This is a genomic window from Marinococcus salis, from assembly GCF_054971365.1.
Window position 1 is genome coordinate 147075 of the sequence record NZ_JBQOJB010000001.1, and the last position, 24639, is coordinate 171713.

Genomic DNA, 24639 nt, shown 5'->3' on the forward strand with positions numbered 1-24639 from the left:
GAGCATAGATTGATGGATATGTACCGCATTCAATCGAGTCATTTAGCACAGGCCGGCTATGATCCATTCAGCGAGCTTCTTCGTGTTGAGTTTACCGATGGCAACGTCTATGACTACCGCGGCGTGCCCGAGCATATTTTCCGCGGCTTAATGGCTTCGGATTCTGCCGGCGAATACCACTACCGGCGCATACGTGACGTTTATCCGTATACGAAAGTCGGGTGACAGGAGCAGGGCCGGTGGCCGCTGCTCTTTTTACGGCTTTCAACAGATAAAAAAACCCGCCTTCCTGTTTGGAAAGACGGGTTCGGTCGTTTATTGATTAGTCCAGCACTGTTACTTCTACATCCTGGCGTCCAAATGCATAAGCATCAGATTTTGTCGGTACGTGAATGTCGATGCGGTCGTTGTTGATGGCGCCGCCGGTGTCCGCCGCTTCATATGTGCCCATGCCTTCAACCTTTACGGTAGATCCAAGCGGGATTACGTCCGGGTCTACAGCAATAACGTCAGCCCCGCGGTCTTTATTCAGGTTAACGCCTGTGGCAGTAATACCGCTGCATCCAGCACATTCAGCTGTGTAAGCAGTAGCTTCCATAGTCATGGTTTCGCCGCCACTGTCTGCACTGCTGCTTGTGGATTCTTCCGAAGAGCTGCTGTCAGACGATTCGGATGTGGAAGCTCCTTCCACCGCTTCCCCGCTGTCCACGTCGTCAAGTGCTGCGCGGGTGTTTGGCCCGATAATGCCGTCCACAACAAGACCGTGGTCGCTCTGGAAGCTGCGTACGGCGCTGTCCGTAATCGGACCGTAAATGCCGTCTACCGCGTAATCGTAATAGCCTTCATCCTCAAGCACGGCCTGGGCTTCGGATACATCGTCCCCGCGGTCCCCTTTATTTAATAAGTCTGCTGCGTCCGACACGGCCGGCGCTGCTGTAAGCAAGCCTGTTCCAAGTGCAAGTCCGCCGGCCCATTTCATCGATTGACGTACAGAAAACATATGTGAATACCCCCAACTGTTTGAATTTCTCTCACAGCAAGAACTATAACGGACGGGGGAGGGGGACTTCAAGCTTATTAGTTAATTGTAATTACATTGTAATTTCTATGTAATTATTACTAATGGCTGATAAATTCCCGTAACAATTCCTCTGTTTTTTACTTAATATATTTATACCCTGTGACTCGCGCCTTACAAATGAATCCCGTAAATCTTCTTTGTCATCATGAACAGCGACATGCTTTTCTTCTATTACAAAAGCTTTTTGTTTCTGTTACGGCAATTCTGCTTTTTTCAAGAAAGCAGTATGCAAGTAGGTATAAATTAACCTGTAAAAAAACCGGAAGCACTTTGCTTCCGGCCCAGGCTATTCTCCTTTGCTGTCTACGATCAATATATCGCAGTTAGCCGAACGGATGACGGCCTCCGAGAAGCTTCCCATCAGCGTGCGGTCCATCTTGTTTTTGCTCGTCTGCGGAAGCAGCACCAGATCAATCTGGTAGTCCGGCACCACCTTCTGCATGAGGGTCTGCGTCGGTGCCCCGTGCTCGACAATCAGCTTTGCATTGAGTTTCCCGTGCGTCTGGGATTCTGCTTTCCGTTTAACTTCCTGCAGCGTTTCGGTTGCTTCATCCTCTGCTTTTTTCAACACGTCTGGTTCATAGCGGGCAAACGGGCCGTAGCCTTTTTCCTCCACCATCGCAGCCAGGTGTAGATCTGCCCCGTGGAGCTCAGCTAAAGCACAGCCTCTGTGCACTACATGCTCCGGCACGCCTGCCGTTGGATGTACGCCGATTAGAATGTTTTTGTATAGTTCCATTATTTACACGCCTCCTTATTAAGTATATGGAATGCGTGTTATGCTTATTCCCATCCACCCGTAAATCTATGCATTAATTGTAAAAACGGGGAGAATTCTCAGCAGTTATTCTTAACTGCGAAGCACTGCGCACCTCTGTCCACGCAGGGGTGGCACCACTTTGAATACGCGGAAAACTGCTTAAATATATTTCCAGGCGCAGGCGGTTTCCCGCTGAAAAACGATACGCTGTTCTGCCAATATTAATGGACAGCTCCCCGTCTGCATGCGGCTGGGCCTGCACGGTGTCCACTACATTCCAGGAGGTCCCGTCAGGTTTTACCTCGCTCACCCGAAGGCCAACCGGGAGCCGTGGGCGGCTCGCATTCACCTGCAGGCACGCCTGCACGTTACCGGACACTTTCCAGTTTTCAGCCAGCGGACCGCTCGTATAAACCAGCACGTCGCTTCGCTTTTGTAGATGCTGCTGGTCAAAGCTTCCCGCTGGAAACCCGCTCATTAAAATACTTCCGCCGTGTGTCGGCACGGGATGCTTCGGATCATGTTCCAATCGGTGCCCATAAGCCTGCCCCGGCGCTTCCACAGCCAACCGGTCGTCCTGGCACAGGTAAAACACTGCCTCTGTCTGTCCGCGGGGTATTTCCCAGCTGCCCCGCCATTCGCCGGCGTGCATCACATAGTAGTGCACGGGAGTGTCGGGTGCGGCCTTTTTCCCCTTCAGCCAGCGGTCAAACCACTGAAGAAATAACGCGGTCCGGTCGATCCGGGCATCCGGGAAAAACACGTCCCCCGCCCGGCCGCTCTGATCCTCATGCGTCCAGGGACCGATCCAGAGTTCTGCCGGGCCGGCCGTGCTTTGATATAAATCGATCGTTTCCTCCAGGAAGCAGTCGTACCACCCAGCCAGAAACAGCGCCGGCACTTTAATCCGCTCCGGTTTTATCTGCATCCGCTGTCTGGTGGCTTCAGAAACACTGCCAAGCAGAAAATCCGAGTAGTACGCCGGCATGCCAGCAGTGGTGATTGGAGGCCACACAAGCGGATCCCCTTTTCCAAGCCAATACGGCAAATGCTCAAGATAGTGGCTGATGCGTGCCAGACCCTCAGTTCCTTGCGCCCGCTCCAGGTGATCCGGAAGCATTGATTCAGCGACCCACGTCTGCCATTTGCCGAGCTCAAACACGCCCCGACCGCCCCGCATGGTGATCCAGCCCGTCCGCAAACGCCATCATCGGCGCAATTGCCTGCAGCGATGGCGGCTGTTCAGCGGCTGCAGCCACCTGGGTAAAGCCGTGATACGACATGCCAATCATGCCGACTTTCCCGTTCACTTCCGGAAGACGAGCCGCCCATTCTACAGCGTCATAGCCGTCTGCAGCTTCATATATAAATGGATAAAATACCCCGCCAGAGGCAAACCGGCCGCGCACGTCCTGGATCACAACGACATAACCAGCGGCGGTCAGGCGCCAGACATCAACAAACGTTTCCCGGCAATGCCGGCTCGACTTATCGTACGGCAGCCGGAGCAGCAGTGCCGGCCAGCTCCCGGTTTTATCAGGACGGTACACATCCGTTCGCAGCACGGTACCGTCACGCATCCGGCTTTCCACCTGTTCTTCGATCCGCATAGCCTTCCTCCTTTACGAGCGCACTTCCTCATGGCCAATCGAGAACGTGCCGCCTGAGACGTCTTTGACGTTGTGGACAACAATAAACGCATTCGGATCCACTTCTTTAATAACCCGTTTCAAACGCAGCAGGCGGTGCGAGTGAATAACAATATACAGCACTCGGCGCTGCTCCTTCATATATTCCCCCCGGCCGTCAAAAACGGTCGCACTTGAAGCCAGTTCCTTTGTAATACGCTCTGATATCTGCTCGGAGTACGGTGATACTACGTTAAGCGCTTTTTTGGAATCAAAGCCGCCGAGCACAAAGTCGGTCACGACCTTTCCAATATAAAGAGTGATCAAGGTATACATGGTGGACACCGGCCCGATAATAAAAATGCCCGCGATAACAACGAGCGCATCAAGCACGAGCGTCATGCCGGTGAGGTCCCAGCCGAGCTGCTGGTTAAAGGCGCGGGCGATGATGGACGTCCCTCCGACGGAGCTCCCGGCCTGATAGATAAAACCAAAGCCGACACCGGTAATCGCCCCGGCGAAAATAGCAGCAAGCAGCGGATCCTCCATTGGACGCGCGTACGCCCCTTCAAAAACCCAGATGAACACCGAAAATAACGCCACGTTAAAAATGGTTTTATACACCATATGGCGCGGCAGATAACGAATTCCGACGCCGAGCAGCAGAATAAAAATGATCGGTGTAGAAATACTGGGTGAAATGCCGATCCCGTAATAGATCAACAGAGACATCCCGACAATGCCGCCTTCGGCAATAGAGTTTGGCATCGCAAGCTGTGTCACTGCGAGCGCAAACAGCAGCGTGCCGATAATAATGTACATTATATTTTTCATACGTTCTTTTCCCCCCACATATATATTTTCAGACAAAACTATATTATAACGCAAAAAAGAGCAGGAACGCAGCCTGCGTTCCTGCCCGCGCTTATTTTCCGCGTTTCTGGTCGAGGTTTAACGTCTTGACAATGCCAATGCACATTAAAATAACAATGACTGACAGCGGCAGCGCGCTGACCACAATCGCAGTCTGGAAAGCGCTCAAGCCTCCAACTACCAACAGAATTGCAGTTACCGAAACGAAGAAAATGCCCCACATAATTTTGATCGACACTGGCGGGTTCAGGCTGCCCCCGGTTGTCTGCATTCCGAGTACAAATGTCGCAGAGTCCGCGGTCGTCACAAAGAAAATCGTCACCACTATAATGGCAAACACGGACATAACGCCCCCGAGCGGATACGTTTCAAGCACGTAAAACAGTGCCGTCTCAAGCGACTGTGATGATACCTCGCGTCCTTCGAACAGCTCGAGAAAAATTGCGCTTCCGCCGAGTGTGCTGAACCAGAAAAACGAAACGATCGACGGGACGAGCAGCACGCCCGCCATAAATTCACGAATTGTCCGGCCTCTCGAGATCCGGGCCACAAACATTCCGACAAACGGTGTCCATGAAATCCACCAGGCCCAGTAGAAGACGGTCCAGTTCTGGGTCCAGGATGCTTCCTGCTCATCAATTGGATCCATGCGCAGTCCCCATCCGAGGAAGTTCTGCACGTAATCCGACAGGCCGGAAGCAAACATATTAATTAAAAAGAGTGTTGGTCCGGCGATCAGCATAAACAACAGCAGGATGCCGGTCAGGCTCAGGTTGATGTTACTTAAATACTTGATGCCTCGCTGAATTCCTGTGCTTGCTGACGTCACGAAAATAATCGTCACAATCGTCATAATAATGAACTGCACGCCGAGATTGTACGGCACGCCGAAAATAAACTGCAGGCCGGCGTTAATCTGCTGGGACCCGAGCCCAAGCGAAGCGGCGACCCCGAACAATGTAGCGAATACGGCAATAGTGTCAACGACATTGGCAACCGGTCCGTACGCATATTTCCCGAGCACCGGCCGGAGCGTGGTGCTCATCAGCCCCGGCGCCTGATAGCGGAACTGCTGAAGGGCAAGCGCCAGTGCCACCAGCGCATAGATAGCCCAGGCGTGCAGTCCCCAGTGAAGCCAGGTCGAGGAAACGCCGCGAATGGCATCACTTTCCGCACCGCCCTCGCCGTTTGGCGGACTCGAAAAGTGCCCGATCGGCTCGGACACGCCGTAAAACAAAAGCCCAATCCCAATACCTGCGGAAAACAGCATCGTAAACCAGGTGAGCCGGTTAAATTCCGGCTTTTCGTCCGGCTTCCCCAGCCTCACGTTTCCATATTTACTGAATCCGAGATAGACCGCAAAAATTAACAGAAGCGTCACTAAAATCTGAAAATACCAGCCAAAATGCGCAAATACAAATGCCTGGGCAGCAGTCATTGCTGCTTCAAGCTGCGATGTAAAAAATACGCCAAATGCTAAGAATAATAAGATAAGAACAATCGACACTTTTAAAACAGTTGTCATTTTTTTCATTATGTATGAACCTCCTCCATAGTCTTGCCGCTGCACTCGTTCACAACGTTCTTCATTATAGAGAAAGCCTTCTGAAAAGAAAAAACGCGTAAGCCCGCAAAAATCAACTTAAAATCTATGCAATTTTTATTGCACAGAGTTTATGATTCATTATCTTATGTTTCCTTTCTTTTTCGCTCTCAGTGACCCCAACCTGCTTTTTTGTCTTTATTTTGAAACATGATACAGTTAGACGCATGGAAAACAGAGAACGCTTGATAAAGGGGGAGCGCCATGAGTGCCTCACGGGATAAAAAACAGCTGCTTGAACAATTGAATGAAACCGAACGGCAGATTGCCGACCGTATTTCCGACAATATGAATACATTCGGCGTGTCATCGACAGTCGGCCGGCTGCTCGGCATTATTTACATGAACCGTGAGCCGATGACGCTGGATGATCTGGCCGAGGCCACCGGAATGAGCAAGACCCGGATGAGCCAGGTGATGCGCCAGATGATTTCATTGAACATTGCGGAAAAAGAACATGTTAAAGGCAGCCGTAAAGAGCATTACAATGTGGAAAACGATTATGTGCAGACGTTTGTGTCCCTGTTTACGACAAACTGGCGGGAAGTGATCAGCAAAAACCGCCAGTTTGCCAACAAGCTGCAGCGCGAAATCGACGAAGTCGCTGCTGCGAGCGATGGGTCAGTTGAGGTGGACCAGAAAATTGCCGAGCTCCGCAAAGAGCTCGACGAATGGGTTGCTTACTATAACTGGATCAGCCGCCTCGTGGAATTTTTCGAAAGCGGAGATATTTTTAGCGCTGTTCCAATAGAGAGAAGCGATAAAGGAGAAGATACCTAATGGGTCAGAAAACAATTGTTACAAGCGCCGTCACCGGCGCCGGAGAAACGACAGATAAAAGCCAGCACGTTCCGGTCACGCCGGAAGCTATCGCCCGTGACGCCATCGAAGCGGCCAAAGCGGGAGCCGCAGTCGCCCACATTCACGTGCGCGACCCAAAAACAGGCGCGTACAGCTTTGACCCCGCCCTCTTCCAGGAGGTCGTGGAACGCGTCCGTGAAAGCGAAACCGACGTGGTGCTGAATCTCACAGCCGGAGGCGGCGGCGACTTTGTTCCTGACCAGAAGCACCCGGCTGCCGGCGGCGAAGGCACGTTCGTGCAGACGCCGGAGGAGCGCCATCTCCCGGTGGGAAAACTCCTTCCGGAAATATGTACGCTCGACTGCGGCAGCCTGAACTTTGGCGACCAGGTGTATCTCGGCCCGGCCGGCTGGCTGCGTGAGCAGGCATCGCTGATTCAGCAGAGCGGTGTGAAGGCGGAAATGGAGTGCTTTGATACCGGCCACGTGCGCTTTGCCAACCAGCTCGTCCGCGAAGGCCTCGTGGACGGCGATCCGCTCTATCAGTTCTGCCTCGGCATTCCATGGGGCGCAGAAGCAGATGCGGAAACGATGCTTCACATGAGGCATCACCTGCCGGAGGGCGCCAACTGGTCAGCGTTTGGCATCGGCCGCATGCAGATTCCGATGGTCGCCCAGGCAGCCCTTCTTGGCGGCAACGTCCGCGTTGGCCTCGAGGACAATTTGTATCTTGAAAAAGGCGTTCTCGGCACGAACGCCCAGCTCGTCGACAAAGCCGTGCAGCTGCTGCAGACGCTGAACGTTGAACCAATGACACCGCAGGAAGCACGCGAGACGCTCGGCCTGACGAAACAATCTTAAATTTTTAGGAGGACCTCATGAATCCCACAACAACTACTATTGCCGTCATCGGAACCGGCGTGATCGGAAATGGCTGGATCGCCCGTTTCCTCGCGCATGGCTTTCACGTTACCGCCTGTGACCCGGCGGACGGCGCCGAAGAAAAAACCCGAAGCACCGTCGCGTCGCTATGGCCAAAGCTGAAGGAAAACGGCATGCATAGCGATGCTTCCATCGATAAGCTTGCCTTTACGACAGACATCAAAGATGCTGTCTCGGATGCTGCCCTTGTGCAGGAAAACGTGCCGGAGCGTGAAGACATCAAACGAAACGTGCTCGCCCAGATTGATGAACACGCGCCGGCCGAAAGCATTATCGCTTCGAGCACGTCGGGCTATAAGCCGACGACGCTTCAGTCTGATTGCATCCGCCATCCGGAGCGCGTTATCGTGGCCCACCCGTTTCACCCCGTTTACCTGCTTCCGCTTGTGGAGCTCTCCGGTGGCGAGCAGACAACGAGTGCCGAAATGGAGCGCGCGCAGGCGATATATGAACTTGCCGGCATGAAGCCTCTCGTTATGAAGGGCGAAGTGGACGGCCATATTGCCGACCGCCTAATGGAAGCCCTCTGGCGGGAAGCCCTTCATATTGTGAACGACGGCCACGCTACCACCGAAGAAGTCGACAAAGCGATCGTCTACGGCGCCGGTCTCCGCTGGGCGCTCATGGGACCTTTTTTGACCTTCCACCTGGCCGGCGGCGACAAGGGAATGGCCCACATGCTCGAGCAGTTCGGCCCGGCTCTGAAAGCGCCGTGGACCAAGCTTGAAGCACCGGAGCTCACCCCCGGGCTGAGCGAAAAAGTTATCGAAGGAACAAAGGAGCAGTCTGGGGACAAAAGCGTTGCTGAGCTTGAAGAGCGCCGCGATGAGTTTCTTTTAAAGCTGATGAATCTGCTGCACGAAGGCAGCTACTGGCCGGCAGAAAAGGTAGAGAACCATGACAAATAATCATACCGTATGGAACGGGCACGTGGAACAGGAATGGGTGGACTACAACGGGCACATGAATGATGCGGCTTACGCTCTTGCTTTTAGCCGTGCGCTGGATGCCATGCTTGAAGAGGCAGGGCTGACCGCCCGCTTTATCGAGCAGGAGCAGTACACTGTATTCACCCTCGAAACGCACCTAATGTATCTGGCAGAAGCCCGCCAGGACCAGCTGCTCGCCGTGTCAGCGGTGATCCTCGACCAGGATGCCAAGCGGCTGCACCTGTGGTTCGAAATGCTGAACGACCAGAACGAGACCATCGCTACAAGCGAACAGATGGTTATGGGAATGGATCAGGCCGCCGGACGCCCCGCCCCATTTTCCGAAGCGCTTCAGCGGGGCTTTGCCCGTGTTCCGGTTCTTTCTCCGGAAAACTGGCCGGACAAAGCCGGCCGCTCGATTGGAATCAAACGAAAATAACAAGGCATCAGCCGGCACTCTTCAGAAGAACACCGGCTGATTTTTTCAACTGAGCAATTTTCAGCTTAACAACAGGCATTGGCAGGAATAGGGACGTAGAAGGAAGAAAGGAGTGGCGCCTATGCCTGTATGGAAAACCTATCTGTATACGTCCCTGTTGCGCGCGTTTCAAATACGGCTGCGCCGCTATTCACCGACCCACATTACACCGCCGTCCGCGAATACGGTGCGCACGGATTCTTATATCGTAGAAACGGCTGCCGGCGCGACGCCCGTACACATTTATTACCCCGAAAAGGCCGGCGGGACAGCCCTTCCAGTATTTGTGAACCTGCACGGCGGCGGCTTTTTCATGGGCAGCTACGCTGATGACGAAGGCTGGGGCCGGCACGTCGCCGAGCTTACGCCCTGCGTGGTGGTAAATATTGATTATCACCTGGCTCCGCGCAGCCGATTTCCGTTTTCGATTTTTGAAGTACGGGATGTGCTCGCCTGGCTGCACGTTCACGAAGATTGGCTCGGACTGAATATGGAACGCTTTGCGCTTGGCGGGCACAGTGCCGGCGGCAACATCGCTGCCGCGACGCTGCTGCTTTTGCGCGACACCGGGGCGCCGATGCCGGCTGCTCAAATTCTGGACTCCCCGATTCTTGACCTTGCGACCGACCCGCGGGAAAAACCGGTATTTCCCGGAGCCATTCCGATCTTCGTGGCGGATTTATTTACAGCCAGCTACCTGGAAACGAGCCAGAGCGCCGCTCATCCGTATATTTCCCCGCTTCGTGCTGAATCGCTCGCCGGGCTGCCGCCGACACTTGTGTTCACTCCCGAACACGATTCCCTCGCCCAGGAAGCATTCCGGTACGCGGGACGCCTGAAACGGGAGGGCGTACCGGTGGAGTACCGCATGTTTCCGAATACGATTCATGCATTCACCCATGTTGGCCGAAAAAGCACCGCAAAAAAAGCGTGGGAACTTGTCGTTTCCACGCTTCAGGCCCGCCTCTTATAGGCGGGTTTTTATATTATTCTTTCGGGTGAGCCGGCTGCTGGTCGAGAATCTCCTTCAGCACCCAGGCGTGATTTCGTTTCACGTCTTCTGACGAGAATACGAGCGTCACGTCCTTGTCCTGCATCCGCACAATTTCTTTCAGGCGCTGCAATTCTTCGCGTTTGAGCTCATCCTGCTCAAGCTCTGCCTTGTACGCTTCCTTGAAGCTGTCGAACTTTTTCGGCTCCTCATCAAGCGCCTTCTGCAGCTCCTTTGACGGCGCAACGCCGTCTACCCATTCATGAATATCGGCGCGCACTTCTTCCACTTCGTTCGGCCATTCCTTCTCGACGAAAATCCGGTAGCCGTCGTCCGTATCTGCTTTCTTATGAAGTCGCTTGCAGTATATTGGCATTGATATCATCCTTCTTCTATATAATATGGATTCTCTCTTCCCGGCTCTTTCCTTTCCCAGAAGAAGGACAAACGTGTAAAAGAAAAAAAACCTTATTCAAATTAGCCGACGATTTTAAACATAAAAAATAAACCACCTTTGAGTTTACCCGGCTCATGTGGTTTATTTTCCTCTAGGCCGACCCCTTTGAAGAGTCAAGCACTGCTGCTTTCGGTCCTTGTTCGCGCACAAACCATTATTGTTGGATAAATTATACTACAGGCGGGCGAAGCTATTCAAGCTCCTCCGGCCCCAGCCTGCAGCGTGCTGCCTTTTAGCATTCTACTGCCATAGATCCGCAATTCCCTGCAGCGATAGAAACCCTGCGACAAGCGTCACTAGCACTGCGACAATTCCGAAAATGAGCATCCAGGCCGGGTGCCTGTAGTCTCCAACGATAGATTTTTTCCTGGATGCAATAAGCACCGAGCCAAGAGTCAGTGGAAGGATTAACCCGTTTAAAGCACCCGCAACAATCAATAGCGTGACTGGTTCGCCGACAATAGCGAAGACAATCGTGGAAAAAGCAATAAAGCCGACGATCAGCCATTTATAGTATTTTTCAAGCTGCGGGTGAAAGGAACGGATAAATGAAACGCTCGTATACGCCGAACCGATCACCGAGCTGATTGCAGCCGACCAGAGCACGACACCAAAAATTTTATATCCTACATTACCGAGAGCGATCTGGAATACGGAGGCCGCCGGATTTCCTTCATCAAGCGTATACCCTGCAGACACCACGCCCAGCACGGCAAGAAATAATAGGACTCTCATTACGCCGGTCGTCAGTATTCCGAAGTTCGCGGCCTTTGTCACAAGCGGCAGGGCCTCCTTCCCCTCGAACCCCCGGTCGATCAGCCGGTGTGCACCGGCAAAGGTAATATAGCCGCCCACGGTTCCACCGACCAGCGTCACGACCGGAAGCACCAGTGCCGCATAATCCTCAGGGAACACGCTCCGGACCACAGCTTCCCCCACCGGCGGGTTCGTCGTGATCATAACGTAGCCTACCATGACAATCATTACGACGCCTAAAATCGGTATTAGAATATCAATGACTTTTTCCGCACTTTTTACAGTAAAAATAATAATCGCCAGGATCCCGGTGATTACCGCCCCCATCTTCGGAGAAATGCCAAACAGCACGTTAATGCCAAGGCCTGCCCCCGCCACATTGCCAATGTTAAAGGCAATGCCGCCGAGTACGATGAGTGCCGCAACCAGAAAGCCCAGTCCCGGAAACACCATGTTGGCTACGTCCTGCCCCCGCTTGCCCGAGACCACCAGCACCCGCCAGATATTTAACTGGGCTCCTATATCAATAATAATCGATGCTAAAATGGCAAAGGCAAAGCTCGCCAGAAACTGGGAAGTGAATTGGGTCGTCTGCGTCAGGAATGCCGGGCCGATGGAAGAGGTGGCCATTAAGAAAATGGCTCCCCACAGCACCCGCCGCTGTATACCTTTGTTCACAAGATCGCTCCGGTTCTGCTCCATGTTCACCGCCGCCTTTCTTCTATCATTCGACCGGCTGCTGCAGCTGTTCTACTCTATACGCATGGCGAATCGTCTGATTCCGGACCGGGTCGTGCAGTTCAAATTCATAATAATCGGCAAACGCCAGCGATTTAGCTACTGTGTTGATCGTCGCTGAAAAAAAGAAATTCCCCTCTGTGTGTACCTGCATTGCTTCAAACTGCGGGGCCCACTCCTCCGGCGTCATTAAATCGGTCACCTTCCCCTGCTGATAAAGCTCTTTTTCGTCTCCCGAGGACGCCCAGCAGGCAAAGGTAATCTGGTCCCAGTGATCTTTCACATCGGAGTACTTCCAGATGTCGCTGGCAATAATGTTGGGATACGCCTGCTTGGACATCGGCACACTGAACGTTTCCAGCCTGCGGTCCGTGTGGTCACTCCCTACGGTGACGTACAGCTCGCCTTCTGCCCAGATTAGTACGTACTCGATTTCCCCACTTGTTTCTTCGTGCTGAACTTGGATCGTGCCGTCTGTGGTTGGGTTGTTGTTGGCGATTGGATATAGCGTCGGCGTCGTTTGGGGCGTCGGCACCCCAAGCTTGGCGAGTTCATCGATATGCTCCTGTACCTTTTCCTGATCGCTCCCGGCGTACCCGGCATTAAACACCCGGTTCACATCCACGCCGATCTCTTTTCCCGAGGGCTGTTCGCGTAACGTCAGATGATTTTTCATAGACCGTTCCGCTCCTTTCTATAACTATCGTTATTCGTACAAATCCGGTACCCGGCTGTCGAAAACAGGTACATTTTTACGAACGTCAGCGACATTGGACAAGTCCAGGATTTCCCGGAGCGTTTCCTCGTGCTCCACGCTTCCCTTCTGCAGCACGTTGCCCCACGGATCAATAAATGCCGAGGATCCGGCGAACGTGATGTTGTCATATTCACCCGGGCGGTTGCATGTGACGACATACATCTGATTTTCCACCGCCCGCGCTATACTCAGCACGTCCCAGTGATTCCGGCGACTGTCCGGCCATTCTGCCGGGATAAACAGCAGCTCGCATCCCTGCAGGGCGAGGCTCCGGATGATCTCCGGAAAACGGAGGTCGTAGCAGATCACGACTCCCATTTTGATCCCGCCGAGTTCAAAGATCTTCACCGGCTCACGTCCGCCGCTTAAATACGCAGGCTCGTTCAGCATCGGCACGAGGTGCATTTTGTCATATTCATACACAAGCGCTCCCGTGTTATCTATGACAAGCGCCCGGTTATACACCCGGCCGTTTCTTTTGACCGCGATGGACCCTCCCATGATGTGCACGTGATGGCGCTTCGCCGCCTCCTGTAAAAAGCGGATCGTTTCACTGTCCCCAGGATCTTCTGCGATCTCCCCGAGCTCCGGCAGCGTATACGCTGTTGTCCACATTTCCGGAAGCATCACTACATCCACCTCGCCGATCTCCTGCTCCCCGAGCCACCGGCGTACTTTTTTCCGGTTTGCTTCCGGATCTCCGGCGATAATATCCATTTGATAAACGGCAATATTCATCGTTTTCCTCCTCACGCTTATGCATCCTGTTTGTTCCAATATACCACCCGGCGGCACAGGAGAAACAGCATCGATTGCCTGGCACTCATTTCATTTCCCGCCGCAAACGTTTATGCTTAACTGTAGCAGAGACACTCCAAATCCTTGATAAGAAAGCAGGTGAAACGATGCTGCATATGCTGTTTCGCATGATGCCGGCGCCCGTCAAGCGACTGCTCAGCATGTCTTCCCGCCAGCGCTGGCATGAAACGCGCGCCAGCCTTTGGGTGCTGCCGGCGATTTATATTATTATTGCTTCCCTTCTGTCGATTGTTTCCTTCTGGATCGAATTCAGCCTCCGGCCCGGCTGGACATTGCTTTCAGCGTTTACGACCGAATATTCGCTTACGCAGACGATGTACAGCACGATGCTTTCCGGGGTGTTAACCCTTAACGCGTTCACATTCAACTCCATGCTGATGGTACTTACGAATATGTCGAACCAGTTCACACCCCGGGTGCTGATTAACTTTATTTCCAACCGCCGCACCCAGCACGCCATCGGCATTTTTAATCTATGTTTTTTCTACCTGCTGATCGTATTTTTCTTTTTGGATTCATCGATCAGCCAGTATACGATCTTTCCGATTGCCGGTATACTTATGACTGCGCTTTCGGTGCTGAATTTTATTCTTTTTATTAACCACGCCACCAAATGGATGCAGGCCCCGAGCATTACGACGGATATGAAAAAACAGTCCGAAGAGCGGATTTTAAATACGCTCCATTATGATCTCGAAAAGTACCGGGCCGACAACCCGAATCACCTCCGTCTCTCCTACCTTCCGCAAAAGGAGCAGGATAGAGCGCACAAGGTGGCCTGCGAAACGTCCGGGTACCTGCAGATTATTGATTTTGGTAAGCTGATCCAGGAAGCGCAGAAGGATGGCATCGTGCTCCAGCTTCACTGCCACATCGGTGATTTTCTGCTTCCCGACCTGACGCTCTTTTCCTACTGGACGACCGAGGAGACTTCAGTGGATCAAGTAGATGAGCAGAAATACCGGCGCATGCTGTTTCTCGGCGACCGCCAGAACGAAATCCAAGATCTCAGCTTCGGCGTGCAGAAGCTGAAGGACATCGCCGTGAAGGCGGTCGCAAACGACGAGCCCGGCACGCTCAAGGATACGCTGTACCAGCTGATTGACCTGCTTCTTTCCATCGCTAAAATCACCTCCTTTACACCGTATCTATCTGACGGGGAAAATACGCTGCGTGTCGTCATGAAGCAGGAGTATTTTTCCGATTATCTGTACACCGCGTTCGGCCACATCAGTGTGTATGTGAAAAACGACCCCGTTCTCACCAACATGCTGCTTGAGACACTTGTGCTTCTTGCCCGTTCGCTGCCAGAGGATAAAAAGTCGATCTGCTGGCATTACGGCCAGGTCGTCGCCCAGTCGTTCGCAGAAAAATTCGCCTATGAATTTGAGCAGCGCTCCTTTTATACCCATCTGCACACGCTTTCGGTGGAGGCCCGCGACCCGAAGACGTTCCAAAAACTTGTGCAGGAATTTATTGAAGAAGGAACGCTCCCCGCCTCGTACGGTGAGAAAAGAGGCTCATAAACAGAAAAAACTCCCGGACAACAACTCTTGCCGGGAGTTTGGTTTGTCTTTTTATTTTTGCCGACGGACCAGTGACCGGTCGATATCCTTCATACGGGCACGCCCGGTCAGTCCCATCGTTAAATCGGTATCAGCCAGTAGGTTCCGCAGTACTTCATAGGCACCATTTTCCCCGTCCACGGCCAGGCCATAAATATATGGACGGCCGACCAGCACCGCTTCGGCACCGAGCGCCAGCGCTTTGATCACATCCGCTCCGCGGCGGATGCCGCTATCCATCAGCACCGGGACCCGGCCACCGGCTGCTTCCACCATTTCGGGCAGCATATCAATCGCAGCTACCGCCCCGTCCACCTGCCGGCCGCCGTGGTTGGACACGATTAATCCGTTAATATCGTATTCCAGGGCTTTTTTTACGTCCTCCGGGTCCAGCACACCTTTTAGAATAATCGGCAGATTCGTCTGCCGGCGCAAAAAGGCCAGATCCTCCCAGGAAAGGGCGGCATTCGTAAAGATTTCCACAAACTGCTGCACCGCGGCCGCTATATCCTCTTCGGGCGGCCGTTCCAGTTTCGCACGGAAGGCCAGATCCGACAGGTAATTGGCAATGCCCTCCGCCTGCAAAAATGGCAGATAGCCGTTTTCCAGGTCCTTCTCCCGCCAGCTGAGCATCTGGGTATCAAGCGTTGCGACAATCGCCGTATAGCCGACCTCCTCGGCCCGCTGCAGAAAGCTTGCCGTTACGTCTTTGTCCTTGCCCCAGTAAAGCTGGAACCATTTCGGCGCATCGTCAAGCTCTTCTGCAATGCGCTCCATCGTAAACGACGAGGCGGTACTCGCCACATATGGCACGCCGGTCTGCTTTGCTGCCCGCGCGGCCGCGAGCTCTCCTTCTTCATGCGCTATCGTCTGTACGCCAATCGGCGCCATCAGCACCGGGAACGGGAGGTGTTCCCCAAGTAACTGGATACTCAAATCCCGGTTCTCCGTATCCACCATCATCCGCGGCAGCAGCCGCCAGTTGTCGAGCGCCCGCCGGTTTTCGCCGGCGGTGTTCCCGCTCCCGGCCCCGTCGGCAATGTAGTGATACGGGCCATCCGCAAGTCGTTCCCGCGCCTGCTGCTCCCAGTCCTCAAACGATACGGGCAGCTCCTGTTTTTTCGTGTCCGGATGGTACATTTTAAACTGAACATCGTTGCCGTAGCCGGCCATAGCATCCTCCCTTTCTTTTTACTTCCGGGTCACGTGCTTCATTATCATTTTACTGTGCGGAAGCGCCGGCATGTCGTTAAAGCTGTAGCTTACGTCCTGCTCCGGGATTCCGTACGTCATCCGGTTGGCCAGGTAATCGAGGCCCTCCTTCATAATTTCTACCGTAATCCACTCCCCGGCACAGCGGTGGCCGTAGTCATAGTCACCGCCGCCCTGGGGAATAAAGCTGAACGGGCTCTTCTTCCAGCCCTGAAAACGGGTTGGATCAAATTTCTCCGGATTGTCCCAGAGGTCCGGATGGTGATTGGTTCCATACAAATCCAGCAGCACGAGCCGGTTTTTCGGAAAGGTGTAATCGTTCCAGGTAAAACCGTCCCGGACCCGCGCAGGCACAAATGGGAAAAACGGGTAAAAGCGACGCACCTCCTGCACAAACATTTTCAGCTCCTGTTCGTCCTTAGAAGCCAGCCTTTCCCGCGCGGAGGAGTGCTGGTGTACGGCAAGGGCGGTGAAATCCACATAGATCGCTACTGCCACAATCGGCCGGACGATGTTCAGTACTTCTACCGCTGCCGTATGCGTATCCAGCAGCTCCCCGTCCAGGTCCCGGTGCCAGGCAAATACGTAAAGCGCCGTCTGCTCTCGCGGATGGAGCTTGCCTTCCCGTACATCCGTAATAAGCTCCTTGATCCATTCCTCTGCCTGCGTGCGGGCTCTTCGTCCTTTCCAATGGTTCGGGCCGATCGAGGACGTCGACTCAATCATCAGCCGGATCATCTGTGCCTTTTCCTTGGCCTCATTCTGGCGAAACGGCACCCCGGCCCAGTCACAGGCGGCCTTAAACAGCAGCTTCAACGCTTCGTCATACAATACGATCTCCTCACGCCGTTCCCAGCGTGTGAGCGCTTCTTCCCAGCGCTCCCGGGCCAGCCGGCGCATCTCTTCCAGGCGATCCCCGCTCATCAGGGACATAAACGCTGCTTTCCGGTGTTTATGGGTCTCGCCGTCAAGCGTCTGCACGCCGCCTTCCCCGAACAGCGTTTTTAATATCCGTTTCGGAGCTGCACCGTCACGGCGGAACTTGCTTTCATCGTAAAACAGCTGACCTTCTTCTTCGCCGCGCATGCAGATCACGGGCTCGCCAAGCAGCCTCGTTTCAAAAATGTTGGATTGAAACCCGTGGCTGCGGTTCGAAACAAACAAATACCCTTCCTTCAAAAAATCCAGCGTATGCTCAATGCCTTCTTCACGCGGTATCTGCTTTGATTCTGGCATAATAATTGCCGCCCTCCATTGGAATTCAGATTTATAGTTATATGTTTCCAATATCCGGCGTGTTCAAACCGGCAGCCTTTTATTATACTAAGAATTATATTCTAAAGGAGGCCAGCTTATGTCCACCGCTGAAGATTGGATCACGCAGCTGCGGCTGGAGCCGCACCCGGAGGGCGGCTTTTTCCGGCAAACGATGAAATCGGAGGAAAATATTACTACCGCTGATGGAAGGACCCGCGCGCAGTACACAAGCATTCATTTTCTCGTCCGCTCCGGCGAACCGTCCCGGCTGCACCGGCTGGAGTCGGATGAAATGTGGTATTTTCATACCGGTACTCCGCTCGACGTTCATATGATTCACCCGGAGAGCGGCCGCCATGAAATAATGACGCTTGGACCGAATCCAGCCAACGACGAGGTGCTTCAGGGCCTCGTGCCAAAGGGCATCATTTTCGGTGCCGAAGTCCGCAAGCCCGAACAGTTCGCTTTGGTCAGCTGTGTCGTCGTCCCTGGATTCGAGTTTGCTGATTTCGAACTGCCCGCTCGCGACAAGCTCACCGCGGCCTACCCTGAACATAAGGAAATAATTGAGCGGCTGACGTGATTCCATGCAAAAAGAGCCCGTGCAATTTATATGCGCGGGCTTCTCATCTTCAATCGTAATAAAAATCCTCTTCCCAATCAGCATTCTGCGTTTCATAACGAAGATCCAGGTATTCAAACACCTCATCCGATTCAGTATTCATGACTTCGACTGCATCCACTACCGGTGTGTTGGTAGTTGTAATTATCTCTTCCAGGGTATCATCCTCATAATAGCTGTACTCATATTCTTCAATTGCGTTGTACAGCTTGTCAGAGTAATCCTGCATTTCATCGAGAAATTCCTGATAGGTCATTTGAAACTTGCCGTATCCTTCCGGGGGATTTTGAAGGTCCCGTGCCTCTTCAATCGCTTCCTCCATGGAATAAATATCGGTGGTGGCACTATTATAATATTCACTATCTATATCCGCGCTGTTGTAGTAGGATTCCGAGGAAACAGCTACATAAGCAAGCTCTTCGTATACATCATTAAGATGATATAAAGCTGTGTATTCATATTCTTCTGCTCCCCCGCCGGCATCGCCTATTACTGGCTCTTCTTCCTTACTTTGCTCACTGTTTGCTTCCGAGTCTTCCTTTTCTTCATCGCTTGCTTCCGTCTCTGATTCTTCATTTTCTCCGGCCTCTTCTTCTGAAGATTCTTCTTGCTTGTCTTCACTCGCCACAGATTCTTCTGAAGTCTCCCCCTCTTTCGCTTCCTCATTCTGTTCTCCCTCACCCTTTGTTTCCTCTTCCGGTGAAGCAGTGATTTCAGAAGCAGCTTCTTCCCCGGTAACAAAATAATAAGAACCGAGGCCGGCAGCGAGTACACCGCCCATTAACATAGGACCGGCCACTCCTCCTTTTTTGATGATAAACAGAAAAATACTAAAGGCTAAAAAAATTGCTCCAAGTACAATGCCAGCAAGCGGCAATATAGACATCCATTCCAAGAGATTTCCTCCTTTGTTTGAGCATTTTTAAACTCAGATTTTAATAGTAATTAGAATCTTCCCAGCCTTCACCACCCACTTCTTCCACAAAATCATAGTGTTTGAACGCTTCCTCGGCGCTCGTTTCCAAAGCGTCTGCTGCTTCTTCTAAATATTGAGGTTCTTCATACACCAAAATAGCTAAAGTCCCCTCGTAGTCTTCTCCATTGTAATAATCCTCTATCGCTGGATACAGATCACTCGCTAAGAACAATAATTCGTCCAAAAAAGCTTTATAAGCTCCTTCGAATCCTTCATAATTCTCATAGCCTGCTTCCTCAGGGTAAATAGCATCAATAAGTTCCTCAAAAGCCAATAATTCTTTATGTGCCTGTTCGTACGTACTATAGTTATAACCTTCATCGTAATAATAGGTGTCGAGCGTTTCATATAGCTGTTCTGTTTGAACTAGAAGCTCAGTAATGTCTGTGATTGCCTGCTCTTCATAGGCTTTCGCAGAAGCACCACTACCACTTGAAGATTTTAAGTTGGAGTCGCTCCCGCTTTCCGCAGCATTTTCATTTGCTTCTATGTCTCCCATTTCCTGCGAAGCGCTTTGGTTTGAATCAGTGTCGTTATTTTTTTCTTTACTCGACGCACTGCTTGGCGTCACTGGATTGTCACTTTGCGAGGCAAAAAGGAAAAATGAACCGAGACCAAAAGCAAGTACCCCGGCTAAAAGCATCGGTCCGCCGATTGTTCCTTTTCGTTTCACAAATAAAAACATACTGAAGCCAAGAAGAATAGCTCCAACGACGATCACGACCAGTAACATAATTTCAGAAACACCCATGCTGGTTCCTCCTCTGTTATGCTGCTAGTTCGTTACAATCCAATCTTCCATAAACCATTCTTCTTCATCTTTATCGTATTCATACCAAATTTCAAATTCTTCCCGTGCCTGTACAGCATTTTCATTCTGGGCGTCCACATATGATTTTGTATAGTAACGATCGTCTCCCAGATACTCCGTTTCCGTTTCTTCCAACGGGGCCCACTCCGCCGTAGACGGACTGATTAAATTATCTTCGTAAAGAGCATGAGCCTCTGCCACTGCTTCCTTTTCCGAAACACCGCTTGCTTCCAGACCTGTAGAAGCGGAAATAAAAAACATAATTACTGCCCCCAGCACAAGACCCGTAGTTGCAAAAACCCAGTGCAGGCCGCCAATCCCTTTATGCTTTGGTTCAAGAGGCGGAGCTTTCACATTAGCGTCTTGCTTGTTTTCTGTTCCGGATGTGCGCCGGGTTCCTTCATTCTCCTGATTCTTGTTGTTTTCATCGCTCAACACGATTCCCCCTTAAAAGTATTTAATGCTCACAACCACATTTTATTGGTCCTTTAAGCTTAGTCTTATATACCTATTATAGAAAAATAATTTACATTTTCCTACTATAAATTGAAAAAAATTAGAAAAAATTAATTTATATGCTGTGAGATATATTTTCTGTTTCCCGCATTCATTTAAATCTCTTCTTTTTTCCTTCTCCCAACCAAAAAAACCCGCGCAGATCACACCTGCACAGGTCATTTTATCCATTAAGACGTCCGTTCTTCGTCTTTTTGTCCTTTATATACACGGATGGCTTCGGCCGGGAGCGGCGGGCTAAAATAGTACCCCTGGTACTCCTGGCAGGCTTTCTCTGAGAGCAGGCGCAGCTGCGAGCATTTTTCGATGCCTTCTGCGATCACGTTGAATCCGAGACGCTGCGCCATATGGATAATGCTTTCCACGATGGCTTCTTCGCGCTGGCCGTCCTCGATGCTGTCCATAAAGGTTTTATCAATCTTCAGGGTATTAATCGGAAAATCCTTCAGGTAGCTGAGCGATGAGTAGCCAGTGCCAAAATCATCGAGAGAAATACGAATGCCTTTGGCACGGATGCTTTTCATTAAAGGAACAGAATGCTCCAGATCCTGCACGATGCTTTCGGTCAGCTCAAGCTCCAGGTACTCTGGCGGCAGGCCGGTGGTTTCCAAAATCTCTGTTACCATTTTCAGAAAGTCGGGCTGCTGGAACTGCAGCGTAGAAATATTCACCGACATCCGGGTTACGGTGCTTCCCTCCCCTTTCCATGCCGCCATCTGCCGGCACGCTTCCTGGAGAATCCAGCGCCCAAGCGGCACGATCAGTCCAGTTTCCTCGGCAAGCGGGATGAATTCGGCCGGCGGTACCATGCCGAGCTCCGGGTGCTCCCACCGCACCAGCGCTTCGTATCCCTTCACTTCCCCCGTCAGCACGTCCACCTGCGGCTGGTAATACAGCAGAAATTCTTCGCTGATCATGCCTTTGCGCAGACCGGATTCGAGCATCAGCTTTTTGGATACCTCGTCGTTCATATCCGAGGTGAAAAAGCGGTACTGGCCTGCTCCGTTATTTTTCGATTTATACATGGCTGTATCGGCGTGCTTCAGCAGTTCCTCGGCTGTTTCCCCGTCATCTGGATACATACTGATGCCGATGGAGCCGGAAATAAACAGCTCGTTTTCTTCGATCAAAAGCACCTGGTTCAGCGTCTGCAGGATGGCCTGGGCCGTGTTCCCGGCCTGATAGCCTGTTACATCCGGCATCACTACAACAAACTCATCACCGCTCTGGCGGGCAAGAACATCAGTCTCCCGCAGCAGTTGAGCCATCCGTGCAGAGGCGGTAACCAGCAGTTCGTCGCCGATGCGGTGTCCGTAAACGTCGTTGACATTTTTAAATCGGTCCAGGTCAATAAACAGCACCGCAAGCTTCTTATCCGGCTGCCGGTCAATGGTGGCAGCCAGCTGCTCGTTCAGCATGCGCCGGTTCGGCAGCCGGGTTAAATCATCCCGGTAGATCAGCTCCTGGATACGCTCATTCTGCCGGGCACGCTCCGAAATGTCCCGGATAATGCCAATATATATATTTTCGCCGCCGCTCTCCTGCCGGGAAAAAGAGAGCTCAAGCGGAAACGTGTAGCCGTCCCGGTGAACCCCCTCCAGTTCCACGAGTGAACCGCTTTGTACTTCTTCACCGTTTTCATGAAAGTATTCCACTCGTTTACGGTAAGCATCCGGCACAATAATCGAAAGCGATTGACCGACGATATCTGCTGCCCGGTGCCCGAAAATCCGCTCGGCGGCCTGGTTCCAGGAAATAATAAACATATCCATATTCGACGTGATAATCGCGTCGTTCGCCGAATGAATAATAGTCTGATACAGGCTGTCAATGTAGTGCAGCTGCTCTTTTTTAAATTCCATCTGCCGGTCAAAAACCGCAACAATTGTCGTAATGATCAAAATGCCCATAATTCCGATGCCGATGAAAATGGACAGCAGATCGGCATTTACCGCCTCCGGGCCGGCCACAGCCATGCCGGCGCTGCTGTGTTCAAAGGAAGCAGCAGCCATGCCGGTGTAATGCATGCCCGCAATAGCCGCCCCCATCAGCAGTGAGCTGCCAATAAAACCGGCCTCCTGGCGCAGGCGGTTCCGGATCCGGGGGATGAGGGAAAGCAGACGCAGAGCTGTAAACGACGCAAGAAATGCAATCACCACAGATAGCGCCACTAAAAATGAATTGTACGTCACCCCGGCTTCCATCTGCATGGCTGCCATGCCGACATAGTGCATCGATACGATCCCGCTTCCAATTAAAATGGCTCCCAGAAGATGAACGAGCAGACGGGGCTGAAAAAATCGAAGAATCAGAAAAGCGAGCCAGCTTGCTGCTACCGCAAATACAATACTCAGCGCGAGCAAAAGCGGGTCGTATGTTACAGGCATGCCCATGTCGATGGCAAGCATGGCGATAAAATGCATCGACCAGATGCCCCCGCCCAGACAGACGCCCCCGCTCATGGCCCAGAGGGCTTTATGCTTCGTCCCCGACGTTTTCAGCCTCCCTGCCGCATGAAAAGCAGTATAAGAGGCCAGTGCGGCAATTATTAAAGACAATACAACCAGTCCGGGGCTGTACGATTCATAAGTAATATCCATCACGTTCACCTCTGGTGATCCACCACATATTTTAGGTATTTAGACTTGATTAACCTATACTATTTATCGGTTGGAAAGTCAACGCATTTAAATAACACCTGCTTTTTTATTTTCGGTTCTGGATTTATCAGGAAACGTTAGTACTAAATAATCAGCTGGCAGGCTTTTGATAAAATGTCCTTTTTACTCATTTATGCTATTTCTTTTGATAAAAGCGGTTTTGTGCAATAAAGATGATATGATTGAGAAGAAAGCCTGTACAGGCACGCAGGCGGAAAGATGCATTCCTTTCTGCGGGCAGGAAAACATGAAGTCGTGGAGGATTTTATGCTATCGGGATTTTTTATAAATATTACTATTCTCATATCCTTTATCTATTTGTTTCACCGTTTATTGTATAAGACGCCTTTAAGCACGTCTTCCCCGGTAAAACAAAAATTGGCCGCCGGCATTGCCAGCGGCTTTCTTGGCCTTGTCCTGCTCGTATATACAATTCCACTGAACGAAACGACCATCATTGATCTACGCCTTGTACCGGTCACATTGATGGCGGTTTTTGGCGGATGGATGCCGACTCTGATTACCGGAGGTATTCTTGCGTTCGGCCGGCTGCTGATGGATTTCAGCATGTCTTCCGTGCCCGCGATCCTGCTGCTCGGCCTGAGCGTTGGTTCAGGGGCTCTCATTCACGCCCTTGTTCAAAACGTCTGGCAGCGGGCGGGCTGGATGGTGCTTGTGACCAATGTGTACATGACCCTGCTGCTTTCCCAGCTGCTGCCTTTCGACAAATGGGCAGCTGCGGCTCTTTTTTATTCTTTCGCCTCTCTTTTGGGCACGGCCATTGCGGTTTATATGTTTGTCCATCTCACGCAGGTGAACCAGATGTTTAACCGCTACCAGTACCAGGCCTACCGGGATAATTTAACCACGCTCTACAACCAGCGCGCCTTTCAGGAGCTGCTCGGGCAGGCCGCCGAGGAATATCCGGCAAGCAGCCGCCCCCTGTCGCTGTTGGTGCTTGATATCGATTACTTTAAACAAATCAATGATACATACGGGCATCTTGAGGGCGATATGGTTTTAAAGCAGCTCAGTCATGTAATTGTTGCTTCTATCCGGCCGGATGATGTGGCTTTTCGCATCGGTGGAGAGGAATTCGGCGTGATTTTGTATGACTGCGACGAAACCCACGCGTTAACCATTGCCGAGCGTATTCGCACTGATGTCGCCCGCACCCCGTTTATCCTTTCCGGGCAACCCGCTCCCCAATTTATCACCGTGTCCATTGGGGTTGGATCCTACCCGGTGCCCGAAAAAAACGTTCATGCTTTGTATGAGCTGGCAGACCAAGCACTGTATCAGGCCAAACGGCAGGGACGCAACTGCGTCTGTGCACCAGAATCAGTAAGTTAGTTAAGCCAAAAGAGCTGCCCGTTCAATAGACAGCTCTTCATTTATACTATTAGTC

25 protein-coding genes are annotated in these 24639 nt (G+C 51.9%); 9 read left to right on the forward strand and 16 right to left on the reverse strand.

The genetic code is table 11. The annotated features are described in order from the left end of the window. Positions 1–12: 12 nt before the first annotated feature. A complete protein-coding gene (locus ACTTK6_RS00725; RefSeq protein WP_079474848.1) occupies positions 13–225 on the forward strand; it encodes a KTSC domain-containing protein in 213 nt (70 codons plus the stop codon). Between the two features lie 97 nt (positions 226–322). Here the strand turns inward: ACTTK6_RS00725 and ACTTK6_RS00730 are convergent, their stop codons facing one another. The 6 genes from ACTTK6_RS00730 to ACTTK6_RS00755 form a co-directional block, all read right to left on the reverse strand. Continuing rightward, entirely contained in the window at positions 323–1000 is a 678-nt protein-coding gene (locus tag ACTTK6_RS00730) for a peptidoglycan-binding protein (RefSeq protein WP_462832339.1), read from the reverse strand. Positions 1001–1367: 367 nt separating this feature from the next. After that, positions 1368–1820: a universal stress protein gene (locus tag ACTTK6_RS00735; RefSeq protein WP_079474846.1), complete on the reverse strand. Its 453-nt coding sequence runs from the start codon at positions 1818–1820 to the stop codon at positions 1368–1370. Between the two features lie 73 nt (positions 1821–1893). Continuing rightward, a complete protein-coding gene (locus ACTTK6_RS00740) occupies positions 1894–3003 on the reverse strand; it encodes a CocE/NonD family hydrolase (protein ID WP_462832340.1) in 1110 nt (369 codons plus the stop codon). Continuing rightward, entirely contained in the window at positions 2996–3451 is a 456-nt protein-coding gene (locus ACTTK6_RS00745; protein WP_462832341.1) for a CocE/NonD family hydrolase, read from the reverse strand. Before ACTTK6_RS00745 ends, ACTTK6_RS00740 begins: the two co-directional genes overlap by 8 nt. 12 nt (positions 3452–3463) lie before the next feature. Continuing rightward, complete coding sequence (locus ACTTK6_RS00750) at positions 3464–4303, reverse strand: YitT family protein (protein WP_462832342.1); 840 nt, start codon at positions 4301–4303, stop codon at positions 3464–3466. Positions 4304–4394: 91 nt separating this feature from the next. Then, on the reverse strand, positions 4395–5876 hold the full coding sequence (locus tag ACTTK6_RS00755) for a BCCT family transporter (protein ID WP_094907585.1): 1482 nt from the start codon (positions 5874–5876) through the stop codon (positions 4395–4397). A 273-nt stretch (positions 5877–6149) separates the two neighbouring features. On the opposite strand from ACTTK6_RS00755, the gene ACTTK6_RS00760 reads away from it, so the two are divergent. From ACTTK6_RS00760 to ACTTK6_RS00780, 5 genes are all read left to right on the forward strand, one after another. Beyond that, a complete protein-coding gene (locus ACTTK6_RS00760) occupies positions 6150–6725 on the forward strand; it encodes a GbsR/MarR family transcriptional regulator (RefSeq protein WP_233133179.1) in 576 nt (191 codons plus the stop codon). Then, entirely contained in the window at positions 6725–7606 is an 882-nt protein-coding gene (locus tag ACTTK6_RS00765) for a beta-keto acid cleavage family enzyme (protein WP_079474841.1), read from the forward strand. Before ACTTK6_RS00760 ends, ACTTK6_RS00765 begins: the two co-directional genes overlap by 1 nt. Before the next feature lie 17 nt (positions 7607–7623). Then, positions 7624–8595, forward strand: coding sequence for a 3-hydroxyacyl-CoA dehydrogenase NAD-binding domain-containing protein (locus ACTTK6_RS00770; protein WP_462832343.1), 972 nt, complete (start codon positions 7624–7626; stop codon positions 8593–8595). After that, positions 8585–9055: a thioesterase family protein gene (locus ACTTK6_RS00775; RefSeq protein WP_462832344.1), complete on the forward strand. Its 471-nt coding sequence runs from the start codon at positions 8585–8587 to the stop codon at positions 9053–9055. The genes ACTTK6_RS00770 and ACTTK6_RS00775 overlap by 11 nt, the downstream gene beginning before the upstream one ends. 121 nt (positions 9056–9176) lie before the next feature. Then, on the forward strand, positions 9177–10067 hold the full coding sequence (locus ACTTK6_RS00780; protein ID WP_462832345.1) for an alpha/beta hydrolase: 891 nt from the start codon (positions 9177–9179) through the stop codon (positions 10065–10067). Between the two features lie 13 nt (positions 10068–10080). Here ACTTK6_RS00780 and ACTTK6_RS00785 read toward each other — a convergent pair whose 3' ends face one another. The 4 genes from ACTTK6_RS00785 to ACTTK6_RS00800 all read right to left on the reverse strand — a co-directional run bounded on the left by ACTTK6_RS00785 (position 10081) and on the right by ACTTK6_RS00800 (position 13531). Continuing rightward, positions 10081–10461 carry a DUF488 domain-containing protein gene (locus tag ACTTK6_RS00785; protein WP_158219023.1) on the reverse strand — a complete coding sequence of 127 codons (381 nt, stop codon included), beginning with the start codon at positions 10459–10461 and terminating at the stop codon, positions 10081–10083. Between the two features lie 321 nt (positions 10462–10782). Continuing rightward, a complete protein-coding gene (locus ACTTK6_RS00790; RefSeq protein ID WP_462832346.1) occupies positions 10783–12000 on the reverse strand; it encodes an NRAMP family divalent metal transporter in 1218 nt (405 codons plus the stop codon). 22 nt (positions 12001–12022) lie between these two features. Further along, positions 12023–12712, reverse strand: coding sequence for a DUF2848 family protein (locus ACTTK6_RS00795; RefSeq protein WP_462832347.1), 690 nt, complete (start codon positions 12710–12712; stop codon positions 12023–12025). Positions 12713–12742: 30 nt separating this feature from the next. Next, a complete protein-coding gene (locus tag ACTTK6_RS00800) occupies positions 12743–13531 on the reverse strand; it encodes a carbon-nitrogen family hydrolase (protein ID WP_462832348.1) in 789 nt (262 codons plus the stop codon). A 74-nt stretch (positions 13532–13605) separates the two neighbouring features. On the opposite strand from ACTTK6_RS00800, the gene ACTTK6_RS00805 reads away from it, so the two are divergent. Beyond that, positions 13606–15138, forward strand: a complete 1533-nt coding sequence (locus tag ACTTK6_RS00805) for a DUF2254 domain-containing protein (RefSeq protein ID WP_462832349.1) — start codon at positions 13606–13608, stop codon at positions 15136–15138. 51 nt (positions 15139–15189) lie between these two features. Here ACTTK6_RS00805 and ACTTK6_RS00810 read toward each other — a convergent pair whose 3' ends face one another. Further along, the gene (locus ACTTK6_RS00810; protein WP_462832350.1) at positions 15190–16350 is read right to left on the reverse strand and encodes an alpha-hydroxy-acid oxidizing protein; all 1161 of its coding nucleotides are present in this window, start codon (positions 16348–16350) and stop codon (positions 15190–15192) included. Positions 16351–16368: 18 nt separating this feature from the next. Beyond that, a complete protein-coding gene (locus tag ACTTK6_RS00815; RefSeq protein WP_462832351.1) occupies positions 16369–17625 on the reverse strand; it encodes a cytochrome P450 in 1257 nt (418 codons plus the stop codon). Positions 17626–17743: 118 nt separating this feature from the next. On the opposite strand from ACTTK6_RS00815, the gene ACTTK6_RS00820 reads away from it, so the two are divergent. Beyond that, positions 17744–18229 (forward strand): cupin domain-containing protein, encoded by a 486-nt coding sequence (locus ACTTK6_RS00820; protein WP_462832352.1) that lies wholly within the window; start codon positions 17744–17746, stop codon positions 18227–18229. 49 nt (positions 18230–18278) lie between these two features. On the opposite strand, the gene ACTTK6_RS00825 is transcribed toward ACTTK6_RS00820, so the two are convergent. The 4 genes from ACTTK6_RS00825 to ACTTK6_RS00840 form a co-directional block, all read right to left on the reverse strand. Then, positions 18279–19163 (reverse strand): hypothetical protein, encoded by an 885-nt coding sequence (locus tag ACTTK6_RS00825; protein WP_079474830.1) that lies wholly within the window; start codon positions 19161–19163, stop codon positions 18279–18281. A 40-nt stretch (positions 19164–19203) separates the two neighbouring features. Further along, positions 19204–19995, reverse strand: a complete 792-nt coding sequence (locus ACTTK6_RS00830) for a hypothetical protein (RefSeq protein WP_079474829.1) — start codon at positions 19993–19995, stop codon at positions 19204–19206. 24 nt (positions 19996–20019) lie between these two features. After that, positions 20020–20490 (reverse strand): hypothetical protein, encoded by a 471-nt coding sequence (locus ACTTK6_RS00835; protein ID WP_079474828.1) that lies wholly within the window; start codon positions 20488–20490, stop codon positions 20020–20022. 251 nt (positions 20491–20741) lie between these two features. After that, on the reverse strand, positions 20742–23171 hold the full coding sequence (locus tag ACTTK6_RS00840) for an EAL domain-containing protein (protein WP_462832353.1): 2430 nt from the start codon (positions 23169–23171) through the stop codon (positions 20742–20744). Between the two features lie 327 nt (positions 23172–23498). On the opposite strand from ACTTK6_RS00840, the gene ACTTK6_RS00845 reads away from it, so the two are divergent. Beyond that, entirely contained in the window at positions 23499–24584 is a 1086-nt protein-coding gene (locus ACTTK6_RS00845) for a GGDEF domain-containing protein (protein ID WP_179124030.1), read from the forward strand. Positions 24585–24639: the final 55 nt, after the last annotated feature.